8 protein-coding genes are annotated in these 18,787 nt (G+C 74.1%); 3 read left to right on the top strand and 5 right to left on the bottom strand.

Translation table 11 applies throughout. The features are described 5' to 3' along the window. Positions 1-382: 382 nt before the first annotated feature. Entirely contained in the window at positions 383-931 is a 549-nt protein-coding gene (locus ACIP4O_RS27540; protein ID WP_361329680.1) for a MarR family transcriptional regulator, read from the bottom strand. Between the two features lie 116 nt (positions 932-1,047). Here ACIP4O_RS27540 and ACIP4O_RS27535 point away from each other — a divergent pair, with 116 nt between their 5' ends. Then, positions 1,048-2,400, top strand: a complete 1,353-nt coding sequence (locus ACIP4O_RS27535) for an MFS transporter (RefSeq protein ID WP_361329704.1) — start codon at positions 1,048-1,050, stop codon at positions 2,398-2,400. A 96-nt stretch (positions 2,401-2,496) separates the two neighbouring features. On the opposite strand, the gene ACIP4O_RS27530 is transcribed toward ACIP4O_RS27535, so the two are convergent. Both ACIP4O_RS27530 and ACIP4O_RS27525 read right to left on the bottom strand, forming a co-directional pair. Further along, positions 2,497-4,182: a SpoIIE family protein phosphatase gene (locus ACIP4O_RS27530; RefSeq protein ID WP_401578492.1), complete on the bottom strand. Its 1,686-nt coding sequence runs from the start codon at positions 4,180-4,182 to the stop codon at positions 2,497-2,499. A gap of 432 nt (positions 4,183-4,614) precedes the next feature. Continuing rightward, positions 4,615-5,904 carry an NAD(P)/FAD-dependent oxidoreductase gene (locus ACIP4O_RS27525; protein WP_401578490.1) on the bottom strand — a complete coding sequence of 430 codons (1,290 nt, stop codon included), beginning with the start codon at positions 5,902-5,904 and terminating at the stop codon, positions 4,615-4,617. Between the two features lie 363 nt (positions 5,905-6,267). On the opposite strand from ACIP4O_RS27525, the gene ACIP4O_RS27520 reads away from it, so the two are divergent. Next, positions 6,268-7,086 (top strand): TetR/AcrR family transcriptional regulator, encoded by an 819-nt coding sequence (locus tag ACIP4O_RS27520; RefSeq protein WP_401578488.1) that lies wholly within the window; start codon positions 6,268-6,270, stop codon positions 7,084-7,086. Between the two features lie 246 nt (positions 7,087-7,332). After that, entirely contained in the window at positions 7,333-9,324 is a 1,992-nt protein-coding gene (locus tag ACIP4O_RS27515) for a sigma-70 family RNA polymerase sigma factor (protein WP_401578486.1), read from the top strand. Positions 9,325-9,394: 70 nt separating this feature from the next. On the opposite strand, the gene ACIP4O_RS27510 is transcribed toward ACIP4O_RS27515, so the two are convergent. Both ACIP4O_RS27510 and ACIP4O_RS27505 read right to left on the bottom strand, forming a co-directional pair. After that, the gene (locus ACIP4O_RS27510; RefSeq protein ID WP_401578484.1) at positions 9,395-12,928 is read right to left on the bottom strand and encodes a BTAD domain-containing putative transcriptional regulator; all 3,534 of its coding nucleotides are present in this window, start codon (positions 12,926-12,928) and stop codon (positions 9,395-9,397) included. Positions 12,929-14,077: 1,149 nt separating this feature from the next. Then, entirely contained in the window at positions 14,078-16,393 is a 2,316-nt protein-coding gene (locus ACIP4O_RS27505; RefSeq protein ID WP_401578483.1) for an asparagine synthase-related protein, read from the bottom strand. Positions 16,394-18,787 lie beyond the last annotated feature (2,394 nt).

Raw genomic sequence — 18,787 nt, 5'->3', positions numbered from 1 at the left:
TTGTCTTCCCGGCCGTTTCCGGTCCGTTCCGACGTCCTGAACAGTAGTGGATTCTCGCCCGGACTCATAATCGAGCCGATCGGAAACGAATTCGGGCAGCGCAAAAAGTAACGCAGCCCGGGACTTTCCCGCACGGGAGTCGTACTGATCAAAGAAGGGGTTTGCCGCTCGCGCGGCGAGAGTGCTGTCACAAGGTTGTTACGTCTTCGTGGCAACTCGTGGAACCTTACGGACCCGATCGGCCGATGTCAAACGTGAGCCCGGCCACAGCCAAGCGGGCGTTGGAAGACGCGTACCCCCGCCCACGTTGAGCATGCGGTGCGAGGCAAAACCCGGGGGACAGAGCCCGTGCCGGGGGCGGACCTCGCAGTCGTGGGACCGCTCAGTCGAGATCGCTCAGCCGGCCGCCCGCGTCCGGCTGAGTCTCCTCCACCCGGCGCAGGAGACGGGTCAGCATGCCGCCGAGGATGCTCCGCTCGCCTGGCGAGAGGTCCTGGAGCAGGTCCTCCTCGAAAGCGGAGGCGAGGCTCATTGAGCGCAGCCACTTCTGCCGTCCCTCGTCGGTCAGCTCGACGATGACCCGCACCCGGTTCTGCTCGTCGCGGTCACGGGTGACCAGTCCCTCCGCGACCATCCGGTCGATTCGGTGGGTCATCGCGGCCGGCGTGAGGCCGAGCCGTTTCGCGAGATCCCCGGGCCCCAGCTGGTAGGGCGGCCCCGACAGGACCAGGACCTTCACGACCTCCCAGTCCGCGTTGCTCATGTTCAGCTGCGCGCTCTGCCGCCCGTAGGCAACGTTCATGCGGCGGTTGAGGCGGCCGAGCGCCGAGACGATCTGCTCCACCTGTGGGTCGAGATCGCTGTATTCGCGCTGGTACGCGGCGATCTGCTCTTCGAGTGTCGGCTCAGGGGGGCCGGTCGTATCGCCCATGGTGCCGAGTATCGCACGCCTCGGCTTGGCGTTGAAGTCCTTGACGATGTACTCTTCAACACGAAACTTTAGCTTCGAAGTGTTGAGACCTAAGGCAGGTGAAGGTGACCAGGGCAATGGGCATGGCCATGCGCAGGATTCAGGTGGGCAGCGCGCTCAGCGCGTTCGGCATCGGGTTCACTGTTCCGTTCCTCTACGTCTACGTGGCGCAGACACGGGATCTCGGTGCCGGAGCGGCTGGGCTCGTGCTCGCCGTGTTCGCCGTGGCCGCGTTGGTCGTGCTGCCGTTCGTGGGCCGGGCCATCGACCGGCGAGGGCCGCTTCCCGTACTGGTCGTCGCCTCGTTGCTCTCGGCAGCGGGAGCGATGGCGCTCGGCTTCTCGACGAGCGAGGTCGCGGCGCTCGCCTCGGCGGCACTGCTCGGGGCCGGTACGGCGGTGATGGCCCCAGCCCTCGCGACCATGGTCGTGTGGTGCTCGACGCCGCAGACCAGGACGCGCTCCTTCGCGACGCAGTTCTTCCTCCAGAACCTGGGCCTCGGCATAGGCGGGCTCGCCGGCGGACAGCTCGTCGACGAGCACGACCCGTCCAGCTTCGTCCTGCTCTTCTCGATCGAGGCGGCCATGTTCCTCGTGCTCGCCGCGATCGCCGCGAGCACGCGCCTTCCGCACGCGGGAGGCATCAGCGAGGCCGTCCCCGCCGGTGACGGCGGCAAGCGCGGGATGCGGTCGCTGCTCAAGGACCGGGCGATGGTGCAGCTGTCCGTCCTCGGCTTCGTGATTTTCTTCGCCTGCTACGGGCAGTTCGACTCGGGGCTCGCGGCATACGGCGTGGACGCGGCCGGGGTCTCGGCCTCGACGCTCGGCGTGGCACTCGCGGCGAACACCGCGGTGATCGTCGTGGCGCAGTTCGCCGTGCTGAAGCTGGTGGAGCGGCGTCGTCGCAGCCGTGTCATCGCGCTCGTGGGGCTCATCTGGGCCTTCGCCTGGGCCGTGGCGGGCTTTGCCGGACTCGGGCATGGCAGCCAGGCGATGGCGACGGCGGCCTTCATCTCCACGTACGGGCTCTTCGGGCTCGGTGAGTCGATGCTCTCGCCCACGGTGGCGCCCCTCGTCGCCGACTTGGCGCCCGACGGCATGGTCGGGCAGTACAACTCGGCGTTCGCGCTGGTCAAACAGCTGGCGCTGGCCGTGGGCCCGGCGATCGGCGGACCGATGGCGGCCTCGCTGCACACTCCGTACATCCTGACCTTCCTGTTGTTCTCGCTGGTCATCACGGTGCTGGCGCTGCGGATCGGGCCACGACTCACCGCGGCGCAGGACCGGCCGTACGGGGCGAAGTCGCGGGTCGTCGCGATGAGTCCCGTGGCGGAGGGCGGGTTGATACCCGCCGCCGAGGAGGCGCCCCTGCCGCTCGACGCGCGCGAGTCCAGCACGACGGGCGAGAACCCGGCGCCCGCCGGGATCTGACCCGTACCGGGCTCGACCGGTTCGACCGGCCCGGCAGCCATGACCGGCTCCGCGCAGGTCCCGCGCCGTAGCGAAGCGGCCCCGGTCCCTGAAGGCTCAGGGACCGGGAGGCGTGCGCTTCGCGGGAAAGGCGAACTCGCACCAGACGGCCTTGCCGCCGCCGGGGATGCGGCGGCAGCCCCAGGCCGAGGAGACGTGGGCGACGATGGCGATGCCGCGCCCCGCCTCGTCGACGGGCTCGGCTCGGCGACGGCGCGGGAGGTGGTCGTCGCCGTCGGTGACCTCGACGATGAGGCGGCGATCGGTGCGGCGCAGGCGTAGCCGCATGGGCGGGGCGCCGTGCTGGAGGGAGTTCGCGACGAGCTCGCTCGCGGCGAGGACGCCCATGTCGTGCAGTTCGGACGGGCAGCGCCAGCTGCTGAGGACACCCGTAGCGAAGGCGCGGGCGCGCGGGGTCGCCTCCACGCCGCCGAGGAGTTCGAGGGTGGCGTTGCGGAAGAGGTCGGCGTCCGAGCCGTCGCGGGCCGGGTGCTCGACGACGAGGACCGCGACGTCGTCGTCGTGCGAGGCGGTGACGCCGAGGGCGCGCAGGAGGCGATCGCAGATCACCTGAGGGCTGCCGCTCGCGCCGGCGAGGGCGTCGGCGAGGGCGGAGACGCCCTGGTCGATGTCCTGGTCACGGCGTTCGACCAGGCCGTCGGTGTAGAGCACGGCCGTGGAGCCGGGGGTGAGGGGCACGGAGCCGGAGGCGTGCAGCCAGCCGCCGGTACCGAGCGGGGGTCCGGTGGGTTCCTCGGCGCGGTGGATGATCCCGTTCTCGTCGCGGACGAGGATCGGCAGGTGTCCCGCGGAGGCGTAGACGAGGCGGCCCTCGTTGGGGTCGTGGACGGCGTAGACGCACGTGGCGATCTGGGTCGCGTCGATCTCGGCGGCGAGTCCGTCGAGGAGTTGCAGGACCTCGTGCGGGGGCAGGTCGAGGCGGGCGTAGGCGCGGACAGCGGTGCGGAGCTGTCCCATGACGGCGGCGGCGCGTACGCCGCGCCCCATGACGTCCCCGATGACGAGGGCGGTGCGGCCGCCGCCGAGGGTGATCACGTCGTACCAGTCCCCGCCGACCGCCGCCTCGGTGCCGCCGGGCTGGTAGGTGGCGGCGATGCGCAGGTCGTCTGGCTGTTCGAGCTCTTGCGGGAGCAGGGAGCGTTGGAGCGTGACGGCGGTCTCGCGCTGGCTGCGCTCGCTGGCGCGCAGGCGTTCGGCGGCCTCGGCGTGGTCGGTGACGTCGCTGGCGAAGACGAGGATCGCGGTGTCCGCGGGTGCGTCCGGCGCTTCGGGCGGTACGGAGACGGGGGCGCACGTGAAGGTGTAGCTGCGGCCGTCCGGGGCTTTGCGGGACTTGACCGTACGGGGGCGGCCCGAGCGGTGGACCTGATCGAGCAGGGGGAGCAGTCCGAGCGCCGCCAGTTCGGGGAGGGCTTCCTGTGCGGGGGTGCCGGTGGCCTCGCCCGGGGGTGTGCCGAAGGCGGTGCGGTAGGCCTCGTTGACGTGGAGGAGGCGGTGGTCCGGACCGTGCAGGAGGGCGGTGAGGGCGGGAGCGTGCTCCAGGAGTTCGCGGGCGGGCAGCCGGTCGACGGTGGGGGCCGGGGGTGCGGGCTCCGGGGCGCTGTCCGCCGGGCTTTCGCCGCGCTCCCGCGCGCGGGCCGCGGGGACGCCGCCCCGGTCGGTCCGTGCGGCGGCGCGACGCTGCGTGCCGGGAAGCCGGGCGCTCCAGCGCGTGAAGTTCACCGAGTCTCGCCTCGTGGTGTCGGGGTCGTCGTACATCGTGCGGGTGCGGTGGGCGGCGGCCGTCGCTCCGGGTACGGGCGACGGTGCCGGTCCGGTGCGGGGCCGGTGGTGTCCGGAGCCTGTGAAGGTACCGAACGCCGGGGAGGGTGGGCAGGGCGCGGCGCGAGGAGCCGGGCGGGTCGGGCCTCCTCCGTCACCCCTCAGACGGACGGCGCTCACAGGGAGTTCCGGTCTGGCGGGCCGGTCCCCGTTTCGGGTTGCGCGGAGCGCTCGTGGGGTGGTGCGTGTCCGGGCGTGCGCGGGGGTGGTGCGCTCGGCTGTAACGGTTCTGGCCTGGTCGTGTCTCGTGCGCGACCGGGCGGGTTGGAGCAGGTTTCGGGTGGGGGGCGGCGCAGGTGGCGGCAGGTGGTATCGGGCCGTCGGCGGCCGTGCTCAGGGCGGTTCGCCCGGGCCCGCCGCCGGGGCTCCCAGGGGCACGGGCTCTCGCGGGAAGAGGGCGCTGAAGGCCCACTCGGTGAGGACGCGTCCCTTGCGCCGGGCAGTCGGCAGGCGGCTGAGGTGGTGCGCGCGGGCCAGGAGAACGGCGGGGCGCCCGGTGAAGGTGCGGCCGTGGAGGCGGGCGAGGCCGTCGTGCGGGCCGAGTGCCACGTAGAGGCCCTCGTCCTTCTCGTCGTACGGGCGTGTCGGCTCGCCGCGCAGGGTCGCGAGGAGGTTGTCGGCGAGGACCTGGGCTTGGCCGTGGGCGTGTCCGGCGTGGGGGGCGCGGGTGGCGCCCGGCCTTTGGGGGTCGGGGACGGCGGCGGTGTCCCCGGCGGCCCAGGTGTGCGGGGTGCCGGTGACGGCGAGGCCGGAGGTGCAGCGCAGGCGGCCGTCGGGGGTGAGCGGGAGCGCGGGGGTGGTGAGGAGGGGATGGGGTGGTGCGCCAGGGGCGCGGATGGCGCTCGGGGTGTGCACGAGGGTGCGGGTGGCGAGTGAGTCGCCGTCGTCGAGGACGAGGAGGCCGGGGCGGTAAGTGCGTGGCGCGGCGCCGAGCCGGATCTCGGTACCGTCACGGCGCAGGGCGCGTGCCACGTACGTACCGCTGTCCGCCGGAGCCTCGGGGAGCAGCCGTTCGCCGGGCTCGGCGAGGACCCAGCGCAGGTCGGCGGGGCGCAGGCCCGGGTAGTGCCTGAGGGCGCGTTCGGCCATGGCGCGCAGCGCGGGGAGCGCGTCGACGCCCGCGTACCCGCCGCCGAGGAAGACGAAGCAGAGCGCGGCTTCGCGGACGGCTGGGTCGCGGGTCGATGAGGCGAGGTCGAGCTGGGCGAGGACGTGGGAGCGCAGCGCGAGTGCGTCGGCGATGCTGTGCAGCGTGAGCGCGTGCGGCGGCGGGGGTGTGGGGGCGGTGCCGGGGGTGAGGACGAGGACGTCGTACGGAACGGGCGCCGCCTCGGGGCCGGCCGGGGTGCGTACGTATGCCGTGCGGGTGGCGAGGTCGAGGGATACGGCCTCGCCGAGGAGGAGCCGGGTCGTGCGCAGGACGCGGCGGAGCGGGACGAGGACGTGGCGCGGGGAGAGGGTGCCGGCAGCGGCGGCGGCGAGCAGGGGGCGGTAGGTCAGGCTGGGCTCCGGGGTGACGAGCCTGACCTCGGCGCGGGGCGCTCCGGCGGCGTGCAGCAGGCGCTCCAGGCGCAGCGCGGTGTACGTACCGGCGTGACCGCCGCCGATCACGAGAATGCGCACGGGTTCCTTCACCACCCCATGAGGCAACGGCACTTCAGGTTTGTCCACAGGCCCCGTAATTCATATGACTGCCAATCAGAAGGCTTATGGGATCAGTGAGGAGCCGAGAAATTCGGTGTTCCCGCAGGTCGGCACGGGTGGTACCGGTGGGGTGACCGGGGGTGTGGGGCAAGGGGCCCCAAGGTGCTTGCCATGCGGTGTTTTCTGTCCGGAACGGGGCCCTTCTGAATTGCCCGGCTCTCAACTATGTTCGTTACTCGCCGGAGCGGCATGGGCGCGCTCCCGGGGAAACGGACCGTTCCTCACGTTCCGGCCGCAGCTGAGGGGGTCTCCGGGGGGAGACCCCACGACCGGGGGAACAGCATGGAGATACGGGATGCGCAATGGCCGGCGGCACGGATCACTCCGGGGGCGGTGACGGCGGGATCGGCGCCGGGTTTCCGAGGCGGGCCCCAGGCACCGCGCGGGGTGCGGGCGGCCTCGCGGACGGCCCCGTTGCGCGTGGACGCGCAGCGGAATCTGGAGCATGTGCTGCGCGCGGCGCGCGAGGTGTTCGGCGAGTTGGGGTACGGCGCGCCGATGGAGGACGTGGCCCGGCGCGCCCGGGTCGGCGTCGGGACGGTGTACCGGCGTTTCCCCAGCAAGGACGTGCTGGTGCGGCGGATCGCCGAGGAGGAGACGGCGCGGCTCACGGAGCAGGCGCGCTCGGCACTCGGTCAGGAGGAGGAGCCCTGGTCCGCGCTGTCGCGGTTCCTGCGTATGTCGGTGGCCTCGGGCGCCGGACGGCTGCTGCCGCCCCAGGTGCTGCGGGTCGTTCCGGCGAGCGGCGCGGGTACCGGGTCGGCCGTGGGTGCGGGGTTGGGCGGCGTCTCCGGTGCGGGTACCGGTGGTGCCGCTGAGGCGCAGCGGGTGCCGGCACAGCGCGGGGCACTCGGGGACGGGCCGGGGACGACGGCTGTCGCCGAGGACTCCGGGGCCGCCGTGCTGCTCGACGTCGTGGGCCGGCTCCTCGAACGGGCGCGCAAGGCGGGTGAGTTGCGTGAGGACGTGACGGTCTCGGACATCCTTCTCGTGATCGCCACGGCAGCGCCCGCGCTGCCCGATCCGGAGCAGCAGGCGGCCGCGTCGACGCGGCTGCTCGACATATTGCTCGAAGGGCTGCGGAGCCGGCCGCTGGAGTAGGACGGTCTCGCGCGACGGCGCGGTGAGCCCTGGCGTGCGGTCGTACCGCCTCAAGGGTCACCGCGCCGCTTTGCGTCTTCATCCGTTCGGGTGAGTTCCGACGGCCGATGCGAATCAGTGTTCGCGCAGATCAGAGACGGTACGGGCACGGCTGAAGGCTGCTTTGCCCCCGCCCGGCGGCGTCATGGTCCGTGCGAGTCTGTGCCGGAGTCCGGATCTTCGCGTCGGTACGGGGGCGTTTTCGCGGTGAGCAAGAAGGACCGGTCCGAGCCACGGACCGGTGCGGGGGACGCGGGGGCCGGCACGGAGGGCGTCGAGGGTCCGGCGCGCGAGACCGTGCCGGGACAGGGACGCGGGGCGCACGAGGGCGGCAGCGGTACGGAGCAGGACGGGGCGCGGGCACACGTGCCGCGACAGGGTGGGCATCCGGCGGCGGGGGACGGCGACCTGCTGCACCGGGCACGCGGCGGGGACGAGGCCGCGTACGCGGAGCTGTACCGGCGGCACGCGGACGGGGTGCGGCGCTACGCCCGTACCTGCTGCCGGGACCGGGACACGGCCGAGGACCTGACGGCCGAGGTCTTCGCGCGCACGCTCGCGGCGCTGCGGCACGGCGCGGGGCCCGAGTACGCGATGCGCGCGTACCTGCTGACGACGGTGCGGCGCGTCGCCGCCGACTGGGCGCAGACCGCCAGGCGCGAGCAACTGGTCGACGACTTCGCGGTGTTCGCCGCTCAGGCGGCGCGTGCCCCAAGTGCGGACGGGGACGCCGTCGACCTCGGCGCGGACGTGCTCGCGATGCACGAGGCCGAGCAGTCGATGGCGGTACGCGCCTTCCGCAGCCTGCCCGAGCGCTGGCAGGCGGTGCTGTGGCACACCGAAGTCGAGAACGAGTCGCCGAGCGAGATCGCGATGCTCTTCGGGCTCGACGCGAATGGCACCCGCGTGCTCGCGAGCCGGGCGCGCGAGGGCCTCAAACAGGCGTACCTCCAGGCGCACGTGAGCGCGGCACGAACGGCGAGCGAGGACTGCGCGGCGTACGCGGACCGGCTCGGCGCGTACGCGCGCGGAGGGCTGCGCAGTCGGGCCGAGCGGGGACTGCGCAAGCACCTCAAGGAGTGCGCGGAGTGCCGGCTCGCGGCCTCGCAGGTCAAAGAGGTCGCGGGTGGCATTCCCGGGCTCGTGCCGCTCGCGGTCATCGGCTGGTTCGGTGCGGCGGGGTACGGGAAGGCGCTCGCGCTCATCGGGGGCGCGGCGGGTGCGGGGGCGGCGGGTTCGGCGGCGGCCGTGGGCGGGGGCGGCGCCGCCTCGGAGGGGGTGGGGGGGCCGGTGAAGGCGGGGATCGCGGCGGGCGTGGTCGCCACGGCCGCCGTCGCGCTCGCGCTCGTACTCGCCGCCCAGGAACAGGACAAGCGGCACCCGGAGCAGCCGCCCCTCCCCGAAGCGAAGCCGCCCGCGGTGCAGCCGCTCGTGCCGAGCCCCACGCCGCCGTACCGCCCGGCCCCTGTCACGGCCGCGCCGAGCGCGCCATCGCGGGTTTCCGTGCCGCCGCGCGCTCCTGAACCGGCGCGCCCGTCGCCACGCGCGCCCCGCCCCGCACCCGCCTCACCGACACCACCGCCTTCCAAGCCCACCCCCACGTCCGCTCCGCCGACTTCCGTACCGCCACCGCCCCCCGTCGAGCCGGTCGAGTACCGCTGGAGCACGCTGCCGTACGGGCTCACGGGGGACGGCACGGGACCGGAGATGCGGCTCAGCGGAAGCCCCGTGTGGCAGCGGCCGGGCGGAATGACGATCGGGGGGAGGCGGTACCAGCACGGGGTGAGCGTGCGGATTCCGTCCGGGACGACGATCGATCTCAACCGCGACTGCACGGATTACGAGGCGTACGCGGGACTCGACGACATGACCCTGGGCCTCGGCGCGGCCCGCTTCGCTGTCTGGGCCGACGGGGTTCGGCTGTGGCGCTCGGGCGTGTTGCGGGGCGGCGAGCCGGCGGTTCCCGTGCGGGTGGGGATCGCGGGACGGCGGACGGTGCGGCTGGTGGTGGAGGCCGTGGACCCGGCGTCGGCGCCTGCGCCATGGGGCTCCGTCGCGGGGTCCCGCGTGGGTGATGGCGACGGGGACGGTCCCGGGGTCGGGGACGGTCTTGGTATCGGTGACGCGCGGGGGACGTTCGGACGGTTGGGGCGGCTGGGTGTGGCGGACTGGGCAGGGTCGCGGTTCACCTGCGAGTGAGCGTGCGGTTCACCTACGAGTGAGCGTGCGTGGGGCCGGTTTCCGCGCTGGTCAGGGGTGTTGTCGCGGGTCAGTCGATGAGGTCCGCCGGGGCGCGGGAGGCGGCTCGGGCGACTGCTTCGGCGTGGGGCCCGGGGCCGAGGGCGGCGCGGGTGGTCGCGGTCACGCGGGCGGCGAGGTCCGCTTCGTGCGGGCCGCGGGCGTGGGGGCCGCGCAGGCGGGTGGCGATGGTGAGGGCGTGGACGGCGGCGATGTGCTCGCCGGTCTCCATGAGGAGGAGCGCGCCCGTTTCGAGGAGTGAGGCGGTGATACTGCCGGAGAGGTGCGCGGAGACGGCGGCGGCCAGGGCCTCGCGCCACTGCGGGAGCGCGGCATCGGCGCCTTCGAGCGCGGCCCGTACCCGTATCTCCGTATCAGCGAAGGCGGCCATCCAGGTGGGTGGGCCACCTGTCCTGCCGTTGACGGCCCTGAGCTGGGCGCACAGGGCGTCGGCCTCGTGAGGCGCGCCGTCCTCCAGGGCCATGCGCGCGCGAAGCAGAATCAGGAAGGCGTGCGCGTCCAGCGAGGCGGTCTCGTCGGCAACGGCGGCGGCGCGCGCCATGTGCGTCTCGGCCCGGGGGCGGTCGCCGGAGTGATGGGCGATCTCGGCGAGGCGGGCGAGGAGGAACGGGGTCTCGGCGAAGGCGCCGACCTCTTGGGCGAGTTGCAGCGCGCCTTCGCACTCGACGCGCGCGTCCTCGTACCGTCCCTGCGCCATCGCGAGTTCCGCGCGGGCGCTGGCCACCTGCGCGCCGAGCCAGCGGTCGCCGGTGCGGGCGCAGAGTTCCCTCAGTTCGCCGAGGTCGTCCTGGGCGTCGGCGTTCTCACGCGGGGCGTCGACGGTGATGTGGACGCGGAACATGAGCGCGGTGGCGAGTTCCCAGTCGGCGCCGAGGCGGCGGCAGCGCTCGACGGCCCCGTCGATGAGCGGGTAGGCGTCCTCGGCCGTGTCGAGGAAGAAAGGGGCGAAGGCCGCCAGGAGGCCGGGGAAGACGGTCGCCTCGGGCGCGTCGGACTCGGCGAAGAGGTCGCGCAGCCCGGTCACGTACCTGCGTGCGGCAGGGGTCAGGTTCTCGTGGTCCGGATCGGTCTCGGAGGACAGGAAAAGGTGGAGCATGCGCAGGTGGAGGCGGGGCCAGTAGCGCGGGTCGTCCGGTGGGACGCCGGGGTCCGCTCCGGTCGACGCCGTCCGGCCCGTACCGCCGTCGGCGCGTCTGTGGCGGACATGCAGGTCGGCGACGGCGGCGGGGACGCCTCCGGCGAGAACCATGGTGTGCTCGGCCCACTCGGCGCCCTCGATACGGTGGTTGCGCAGCCACCAGAACCAGCCGCAGCCGAGGACGAGCGCGACCGCGTCCTCCTCTTCGCCTGCGTCGAGGGCGCGGGCGAGAGCGGCACGGATGTTGTCGAGTTCGGTCTCCAGACGGGCGATCCAGGGCAGTTGTTCACCCGAACGGATGAGGGGTTCCGCGGTGGTGACGAGCGCACGGTAGTACGTGGTGTGGCGGCGTCCGGCGGCGACGGCGCGGTCCGTGTCCTCGCCGGCGCGCTCGACCGCGTACTCGTGGATCGTCTCCAGCATTCGGAAGCGCATCCCCGTACCGTCCGGCTCCGGGCTGGCGACGACGAGTGACTTGTCGACGAGCGCGCCGACGAGGTGGTCTGCGGGCCCTGTGCAGACGGCCTCCGCGACGGCGAGGTCCCAGCCGCCGGCGAAGACGGACAGTTCGCGCAGGGCGTCGCGTTCCTCCTCGTCGAGGAGGTCCCATGACCAGTCGACGACGGCGCGCAGGGTCTGCTGGCGGGGCAGCACGGTGCGGCTGCCGCCGGTCAGCAGCCGGAAACGGTCGTCGAGCCGCTCGGCGAGCTGGCGGGGGCCGAGGAGGCGCAGACGCGCTGCGGCGAGTTCGATCGCGAGCGGCAGCCCGTCGAGTCGGCGGCAGATCTCGGCGACGGCGTCCGGGTCCTCGGCGAGGGTAAAACCGGGCCGCACGGCGGCGCCGCGTTCACCGAAGAGCCGGACCGCCTCGGCGGCGGGCAGCGGGTCGACGGGGCGAACGGCCTCGCCGGGGACGCCGAGCGGTTCGCGACTCGTGGCGAGCACGGTGAGTCCGGGGCAGCGCGTGAGGAGTGTTTCGGCCAGGCGCGCGGCGGCCTCGATGACGTGCTCGCAGTTGTCGAGTACGAGCAGCAGTTCGCGGCCCGCGCAGTACTCGACGAGCAGTTCGACGGGGTCGATGGTGGCCACGGGCCGTTCGGGGGTGGTGCGCAACGCCGTCTCGCGCACCCCGAGCGCGCTGACGACGGCGGCGGGGACGTCCTCGGGGCGATCGAGCGGGGCGAGTTCCGCCATGCGGATGTGGGGGTGAGGGGGCGGGGTGGTGGCGCGTGGGGGGATTTCGGTTGGGGCGGGGTGGGGGGACTGGGCCGGTGCGGGGTGCGGGGGCTCGCCAGCGGGGTGGGGGGCTTCGGCCGCAGGGTGGCGAGTTTTGGCCGCAGGGTGGGGGGCCTCGCCAGCAAGGTGGGGGGATTTGGCGCTCTGGGGGTCGTCGTCTGGGGTGAGGGGAGGGGCTTTGGCCGGGGCGGGCATATTTTCGTATGAGTAGCCGAGGGCTGCCTCTTCGGCGAGACGGGTCTTTCCCGAGCCGCCGGGGCCGGTGAGCGTGACGAGGCGGGAGGTGCGCAGGGCGGCTCGGATGCTCTCGATCTCTCGGGAGCGGCCGACGAAGGAGGTGAGCCGGCGCCGGATGCCGGTGGTGGGGGCGGGGCTCTCGGCGCGCGGAGCCGACGCGGCGGGCGGGAGCGCGGCGGGGGTGGGCGCGGCGGGCGCCGGGGCGGGGGCGGTCGTCTCGCGCAGGAGTTCCGCGTGCAGGGTGCGGAGTTCGGGGCCGGGGTCGGTGCCGAGATGTTCGGCGAGGGTACGGCGGAGGTCTTCGTACGCGGCGAGCGCGTCCGCGGGCCTGCCGTCCGCGCGCAGGGCGCGGAGCAGGAGGCCGTGCAGGCGTTCGTCGTACGGGTGGGCTGCGGTCAGCCCGCGCAGTTCCGGTACGAGCGCGGCGGCGCGTCCCGCTCCGAGGTCGGCCTCGGCTCGGCGGCGTACGGCGGTGTGCCGCAGATCCTCCGCGTGCCGGGCCTCGGCAGCGGCCTCGGGCAGGTCGGCGAAGGCGGGGCCTCGCCACAGTCCGAGCGCGGTACGCAGGACTTCGGCGGCCTTCTCGTAGGAGTGCGCGTCGAGCGCGGCGGAGCCCTCGCCGAGCAGGTCCTCGAACCGGTACAGGTCGATATCGCCCCGCTCCGCGACGAGCCGGTACCCGCCCGGCCCCGAGACGAGTGCCTCGTGCCCGAGGGACCTGCGCAGCCGCCCGACGAGCGCCTGAAGCGCGGCGCCGGCGTCCCGCGGTGGCTCGCCGCCCCACACCTCGTCCACGAGCAGACCCGCCGCCACCTCGCGGCCGGGTCGCAGGGCGAGCGCGGTGAGCAGCGCGCGCAGCCTGGCACCGCCGAGCGGCACGGGCGTGCCGTCGGGGGCCTGGGCCTCTGCGGCACCGAGGATGCGGTACTTCACCTGACCATTGTCCACGAGGGGTGGGGGCGGGAACGAATGTTCGTGGAGGCTTGGCGGGGCGTGAGGGGCTTGCGGGTGGGTTCGGGCATACCCCCACCCACCCGGGGGGCTCCCCTGCATCCATTCTTTCGCGTCCGCCCACCCACCCCCGACCATTCGCCCACATCTGTGGATAACTCCGGCCCAAAAAATAATCGTGCCACTCGTCCGAGTGAGCAGATGTGCAGCGGGCAGCGAGCGCCGCGAACATGTGCCTATGCTGCGGGCACCGGGGCGTCCGAGGCCGCTCCGGATCTCCCGGGCGGCTCGTGGGCCCGGAGGCCGTCCGCTGTTACGGGCCCCCACGCCGGGGCCCCTTCCGCGGGCGAGCTCAGTCGCTCATCGCCAGCCGGATCGCCAGGGCTGCGATGAGACCTCCAGTCACCCTGTCCAAGAGCGCGCGTGCCCTGGGCTGACGGAGGTGGGCGCCGTGAGTACACCGGCGCAGCCGGCCAGGTTGGCGGTCACACGAGTCCAAGCGTGATGTGCACTCACGCGAGGGTCACGCCCATCGCGAGATGCGGCAATACCTCCGGTGTGAACCGGGGGAGGGGATGGCGCCGTAGAACGCGCCCATCCTGGGGTTGAGGAGGTTGGTCAGCGGGCCCTGGCAGCAGCCGGCGGCAAGGGACTCATTCCTGGCCGGGGCCGTCTCGGGACCGGCCTCCTCATCCCCGCGCTCCGCGCGCAGGGTCGCGAGAAACAGACACGTGGCCAGCTACAGCAGAAACATGACTCCTTGCACAGCGCAGGGTGTCGTAGGTGAGACAGGAGGCAGTCAGCAGGGCGGTGAGGCAGCCAGGGTCAGTGCGTGCCCCACAGCAGGTTGCCGGTATGGATGCCGAACACCGTGCCCTCGGCCGGTGCAGTACCCCTCAACGGCAGGCGGTTACGGGAGACAAAGGATTCTGTAGCCAGGCCAGGCCAGGGGGCCGGGCAGGTCAGTGCAGGCCACGCCAGGAGTGGGAGTGAGGAGTCCGACGACGAAGGCACGAATGACCGCACTACGGCGTAAGTTCCACAGCCCTTCGCCTCTGGTGCGCACGCGTCGCGCCGCCGGCCGCCAGTGCCCGCCGCCCGCGCAGCGCACCCACACCCCGCAAGGCGCTCTCAGCCGCTGACAGCGCCCCGGCCTGCCCCCAGCGCGCCCGCCGCGCCCCGTGCGGGCGCCACCGAGCCGGTCGGTACGGCCCGCTGGCGCGTAGGCGTGCCCGTCCAAGAGGTACCCCGCCGCTCCAGGAGGCGTCGCAGCCACAGCTCGGTCGCGACGAGTTCCGCGAGGCCGTCGAGTGGTACGGGCGCGCCCTCGGCGGCCTGCCTCAGCGCCTTGCGCACCACCCGGGCCTCAATGAGGCCCGCCTCGGCGAGAAGAGGTGTGCGAAAGACGTCGAGGAGAGCGTCCAGATGGTTGCGCAGACCGATACGGAGCGGCGCGTACGGGTCAGCGGTCGACGGGGTGCCCCAGCCAGGGGGCAGTTCGTGGACGCCTGCGCCCTCCAGTACGGCGCGCAGCACGCCGGCTCGCGCCCCGGGCCGTACTCGCAATGCCTCGGGCAGCGCGCGGCACGCCCGTACGACCTGGTTGTCGAGGAAGGGGGCGTGGAGGCGCTGGAAGCGGATTTCGGCGGCCTGTTCGAGTACGCGCAGGTCGGCGGCGTGTCGGGCGAGGGCGGCGCGGGCGCGGAAGTCGCCGGGGCGGCGACCAGAACCGGGGCCGGGACGGGCCGCAGCCTCGTGGAGGCGAACCGATACTTCGGCGAGCGCCTCGCCGGTGAGCCAGCGTGCGGCGGGGCCCGGGCGGGCCCAGGCCAGGGCCGCGAGCGAGGCACCCATGGCGCCGTCCGCCGTCTCGGGGAAGCGGCGACGCAGCAGGAGATCCGCGGCGTCCTCCAGCCCCTCGCGGTACGGGGTCCGCGCGAGGCGGCGCGCGGCTCCGTAGACCTTGCCGGGCACCATCACGGAGCCCTCAGCCTTGGTGAGTGCGGCGACGGGTCGGACGAGGTGGCGTCTGCGACGGTCCATGAGGAGGTCGGCGAGGCGGGCGGGATGGGCGTCGAGCACCTGGCGGGCGCCGTGCCCGGTGAAGTGGTCGGCGCTTCCCGCGAGGAGCCGGGCGCGGTGGCGGCCGGCGGCGACGAGCGCGGGGCCCGGTTCGTCGGTGAGCGGGACACGGAGTTCGGCGAAGGGCAGGGTGTCGGGACCGCCCGCGACGACGACGTGGTGCAGGCGTGGGTTGGCGGCGAGGGCGGCGGCGCGTTCGGTTTCGGGTTCACGGCCCGGGACGACGAGGTCGTTGAAGGTTACGGCGACGAGGCGTTCGCCCGCGCCCGTGCCCTGCCCGAGCAACGTGCCGGGCATCCCCGGCAGTCCTGCTGCGAGAAGGGCGAGGGTCGCGGAGCCGCTGCCGCCGGAGAGGTCGGCGCCGATACCGGGCTGCGGCATCCCGCGCGCCGCGCGGCGCTCGGCGGGGCCCATGCCGGGGACGGGGCCCTGGTCGGCCTCGGTGCCGGGGACGTGGCGGGGCGCGGCGAGTCGGACCCGTACTGCCTCGACGAGTGCTTCGCGCACCGCCTCGACGGCGCTGTCGGCGGCGACTGGCGCGGCGGAGACGGCGAGCGAGGTCATCTGCTCGTACCCGGCGATCTCGGGGACGCCCGCGCGCATGATCAGCGCGTGTCCCGGGGGGACGCGATGGACGCCGGCGTAGGGGGTGGCGTCCTGGAGGGCTTCGGGGACGTCGGGGGCGGCGAGGAGGGCGGCGAGGTAGCCGATGTCGAGGTTGGCCTCGATGAGGTCCGCGAGCGGGAGTGCGGCGGTGGCGAAAGCGGTGCCGCCCGCCCACGGGGTGTGGAAAACGGGGCGGGCGCCGGCGAGGTCGCCGACGACCATGGTGCGGCGGCCGACCTGAACGACCGCCGTGTAGCTGCCCGCCCACGCGGTGAGGTGGCGCAGCGCACCACCTTTCGCGGAGTAGAGCGCGGCGCGCAGTTGGGCGTCGGTGGCGGCGCAGGTGCCGAGGACGGCGATACGGGTCTCGGCGTCGGCGCGTACGACGCGGAGTTCGTCGGGGCGCCAGTCGCCGACTGCCCACAGGGGATCGGGGTCGCCCCACAGGAGTTGGGCGCCGACGGGCTGGATGGTGTCCTCGGCGTAGTCGTCGACGCCGGCGTGGTCTCGCGCGTAGGAGGTGCCGCGGCCGGGAGGTGGGTCCTGGGTGCGGCCGCGGCCGTGCTCGGCGGCGCCGCCGCGGCTGCCGTACTGGTCGAAGCCGTAGGGGTCGCCGTAGCCGTGCTCGGGTCCCGGAGCGCCGAAGGCGGTGTCGTGGGCGGCGACGGAGCCGGTGGGCGGGCCCGGTGGTGTGTAGGCGGCAGGGCCGGGCGAGCGGCGCCGGGCCGCGGTGCTGCTCCACCCCACCAACCAGCGCATCGCCGCCTCCACAGCCTGTGGACAACCCAGTCGCGCAGGGGAGTTCCGCCGGAAGGTCCCACCGCTTGCGCCCATGCTGCCACGAAGAAGCCCCACTCCGGAGGGTACGGGTGCCACGTCGCGGCGTGCCTGTTCCTGCCGGACAGGGGTGGTGCGGACACCTGGGCAGTGGCACATGCGCCGGGTGAATGCGCCCCCGGCACAGGCCACTTGGCCGTACGCCGACCCCGCTCCGGGGGAACCTTTGGGCGAACCCGCGAGCGATGTCGGTGAGTTCTGGCCAGGGCTCGGGGGCGACTCTCCACGGTGACGGGCCGCGTCGGTGGTTGCGGTAGCGGGTCGGCGCGGCGTTGCGACAGTGATGAGGGCCGGGCGATGGGGCGGCGGGCCGGGGACGAGGGGGGCGGGGCGGGGGCCGTCCTGGCGGACAACGCGCGCCACGGTGGGCGCGTGCGTCCCACGCGTCCCAGGCCGACAGGCCATCGGGAGGGGTGGGCGCGAGTCGAGGACCGAAGGAATCCGGCCAATTACGGTTCGCGGCAGAGCGGGCGCGGGGGCGGGCGTGGCGCTCTCCGGCGGGGGCCGGGGGCGGTCCCCGGCGGGCGCAGGGCGAGAGGCATACTCCCCGCGCGTGCCGCTGCGTACAGTGTGGGCCACGCCGCCTTCCCGGCAGGCGCGGCCCGGCCGCGGGGTCCCCGCACCTGGGCGACCACCGGAACCGGCCGTCACCACACGCCCTGGCACGCGCCCACCGCACGCCCCGAGGCGCCCGTCGGCCCTGGCGCTCCGCATCCGCCGCCCATCCGTCACCAAGCGGTCACCAGCCCGGGTGCGGAGGTTCCGGTGCGGGCCACCAGGCCGTTGCGGACAGCAAGCGGAACGCCTGCCTTCGACCCGTAGGGACTCGGCCGGAATGCGGGCTTGGCGGATTCCTGGGTGAAGTTGGTGCGAGGAAGGCAGGGTTGGGCGGAGTTGGTGCGGCACTGGCGAGTTGGTCGCGCTGGGGCGGGGGCCGGGGGCGAGGGGGAGTTACGGCGACTGGGGGGCGCGGGGTACCGCGACGGAGCGAGGCGGGGTACGCCGGGTGAGGGTGCGGGCGGGGTGGGCGGATCGTTTCGCCGAGGGGTGGGAACCGGTCGCGGCGGGCAGGCCAGCGGCATGTGCCGGTCGCGGGGAGCGGGGCGCAGGCGGTAGGAGGCGGGGCCGACGGCGTACGGGGCCGGGGCCGCGTCGCCCCGTACCGCCTACGTCCCCGCCTTCGCGCGCCGTGGGGTACTGCCCCAGCTCGGACCGGCTGGCAAGGGGCCGCCCTTGTTTGAGGGCGCGGTCCGCCTCACGTCAGGCGTGGGGCTGGGCCGTGCTCGTACCAAGGTCGGGGCGCTCGTACAAAGGGTGAGCCCGTTCGTTCAGGGGCCGGGCGCTCAAGGGCCGGGCGTTCAAGGGCCGGGCCCGCTCGTACGAGGCCGCGCGGGCCGGGCCGTCCCGGCTGCGTGCGCACCCGTGTGCCGGTCCGCGCTTCGTGAAGTCCCGGGCGGCGGCTTCGCGCCGGCCCTGGAACGCGCGCGGTCCGGGAGGCGCCGTTCACCCCCCGGACCGGTCCGCCGTCCGCGGGGACGAGGACGGCGGTCTCCCCCGGCCCACTGCGTCACTCTCAGCGGGCCGACCCACGCCCTACCAATAAAGCCGCTGGTACGGGCCGGGTGGAGAGCGCACGGCCGGGCGCACGGCACCATGCGCGGAGCGTGCGGGGAAGGGGCGGGGGCAGGGGGCGTGGGCAGGGGCGGACAGAGGACTGGCCACAGCCGAGCGCGCCCGCCGACCGCCCGCCGACCCCACTGGCCACAGCCGACCGCCCGCCGACCCCACTGGCTACAGCCGACCGCCCGCCGACCCCACTGGCCACAGATCGCAGGCCGCGCCCAGCCTTCCCCGGCGCAGGCCGCACCCGACCCCGGCCTCCACCCCCACCCCGCACGTGGCGATCCCGCCCCGGCCCGGCGATCCCGGCACGGCACGGCCATCCCGGCACGGCACGGCCATCCCGGCACGGCACGGCCATCCCGGTACGGCACGGCGATCCCGCCCCGGCGATCCCGGCCCCGCGATCCCGGCACGGCGAGCGGCTCGACCCCGTACGGATAACCCCGCCCCGTACGGATAACCCCGCCCCGTACGGAGGACCCGCCCCGTACGGAGAGCGCCCCGCCCCTACGGAGGCCGGCCCCGCCGCACGGAAGTCACACCGCCCCACACCGCGCAGGCAGCCCCGCCCCACCAGGGCAGCTCGCCCCGTACCGAAGCCCCCACACCAAACCCCCAGCCCACTCGCCCCCACACCGAAGCACCCCCGCTCCCCAGCACCCCCCCAGCACCGCCCCACCCAATCCACTCCCC

Source organism: Streptomyces sp. NPDC088923, assembly GCF_044749745.1.
GTDB lineage: Bacteria > Actinomycetota > Actinomycetes > Streptomycetales > Streptomycetaceae > Streptomyces.
Note: the sequence above shows the minus strand (reverse complement) of the source record. Positions and strands in the feature narration are given on the sequence as shown.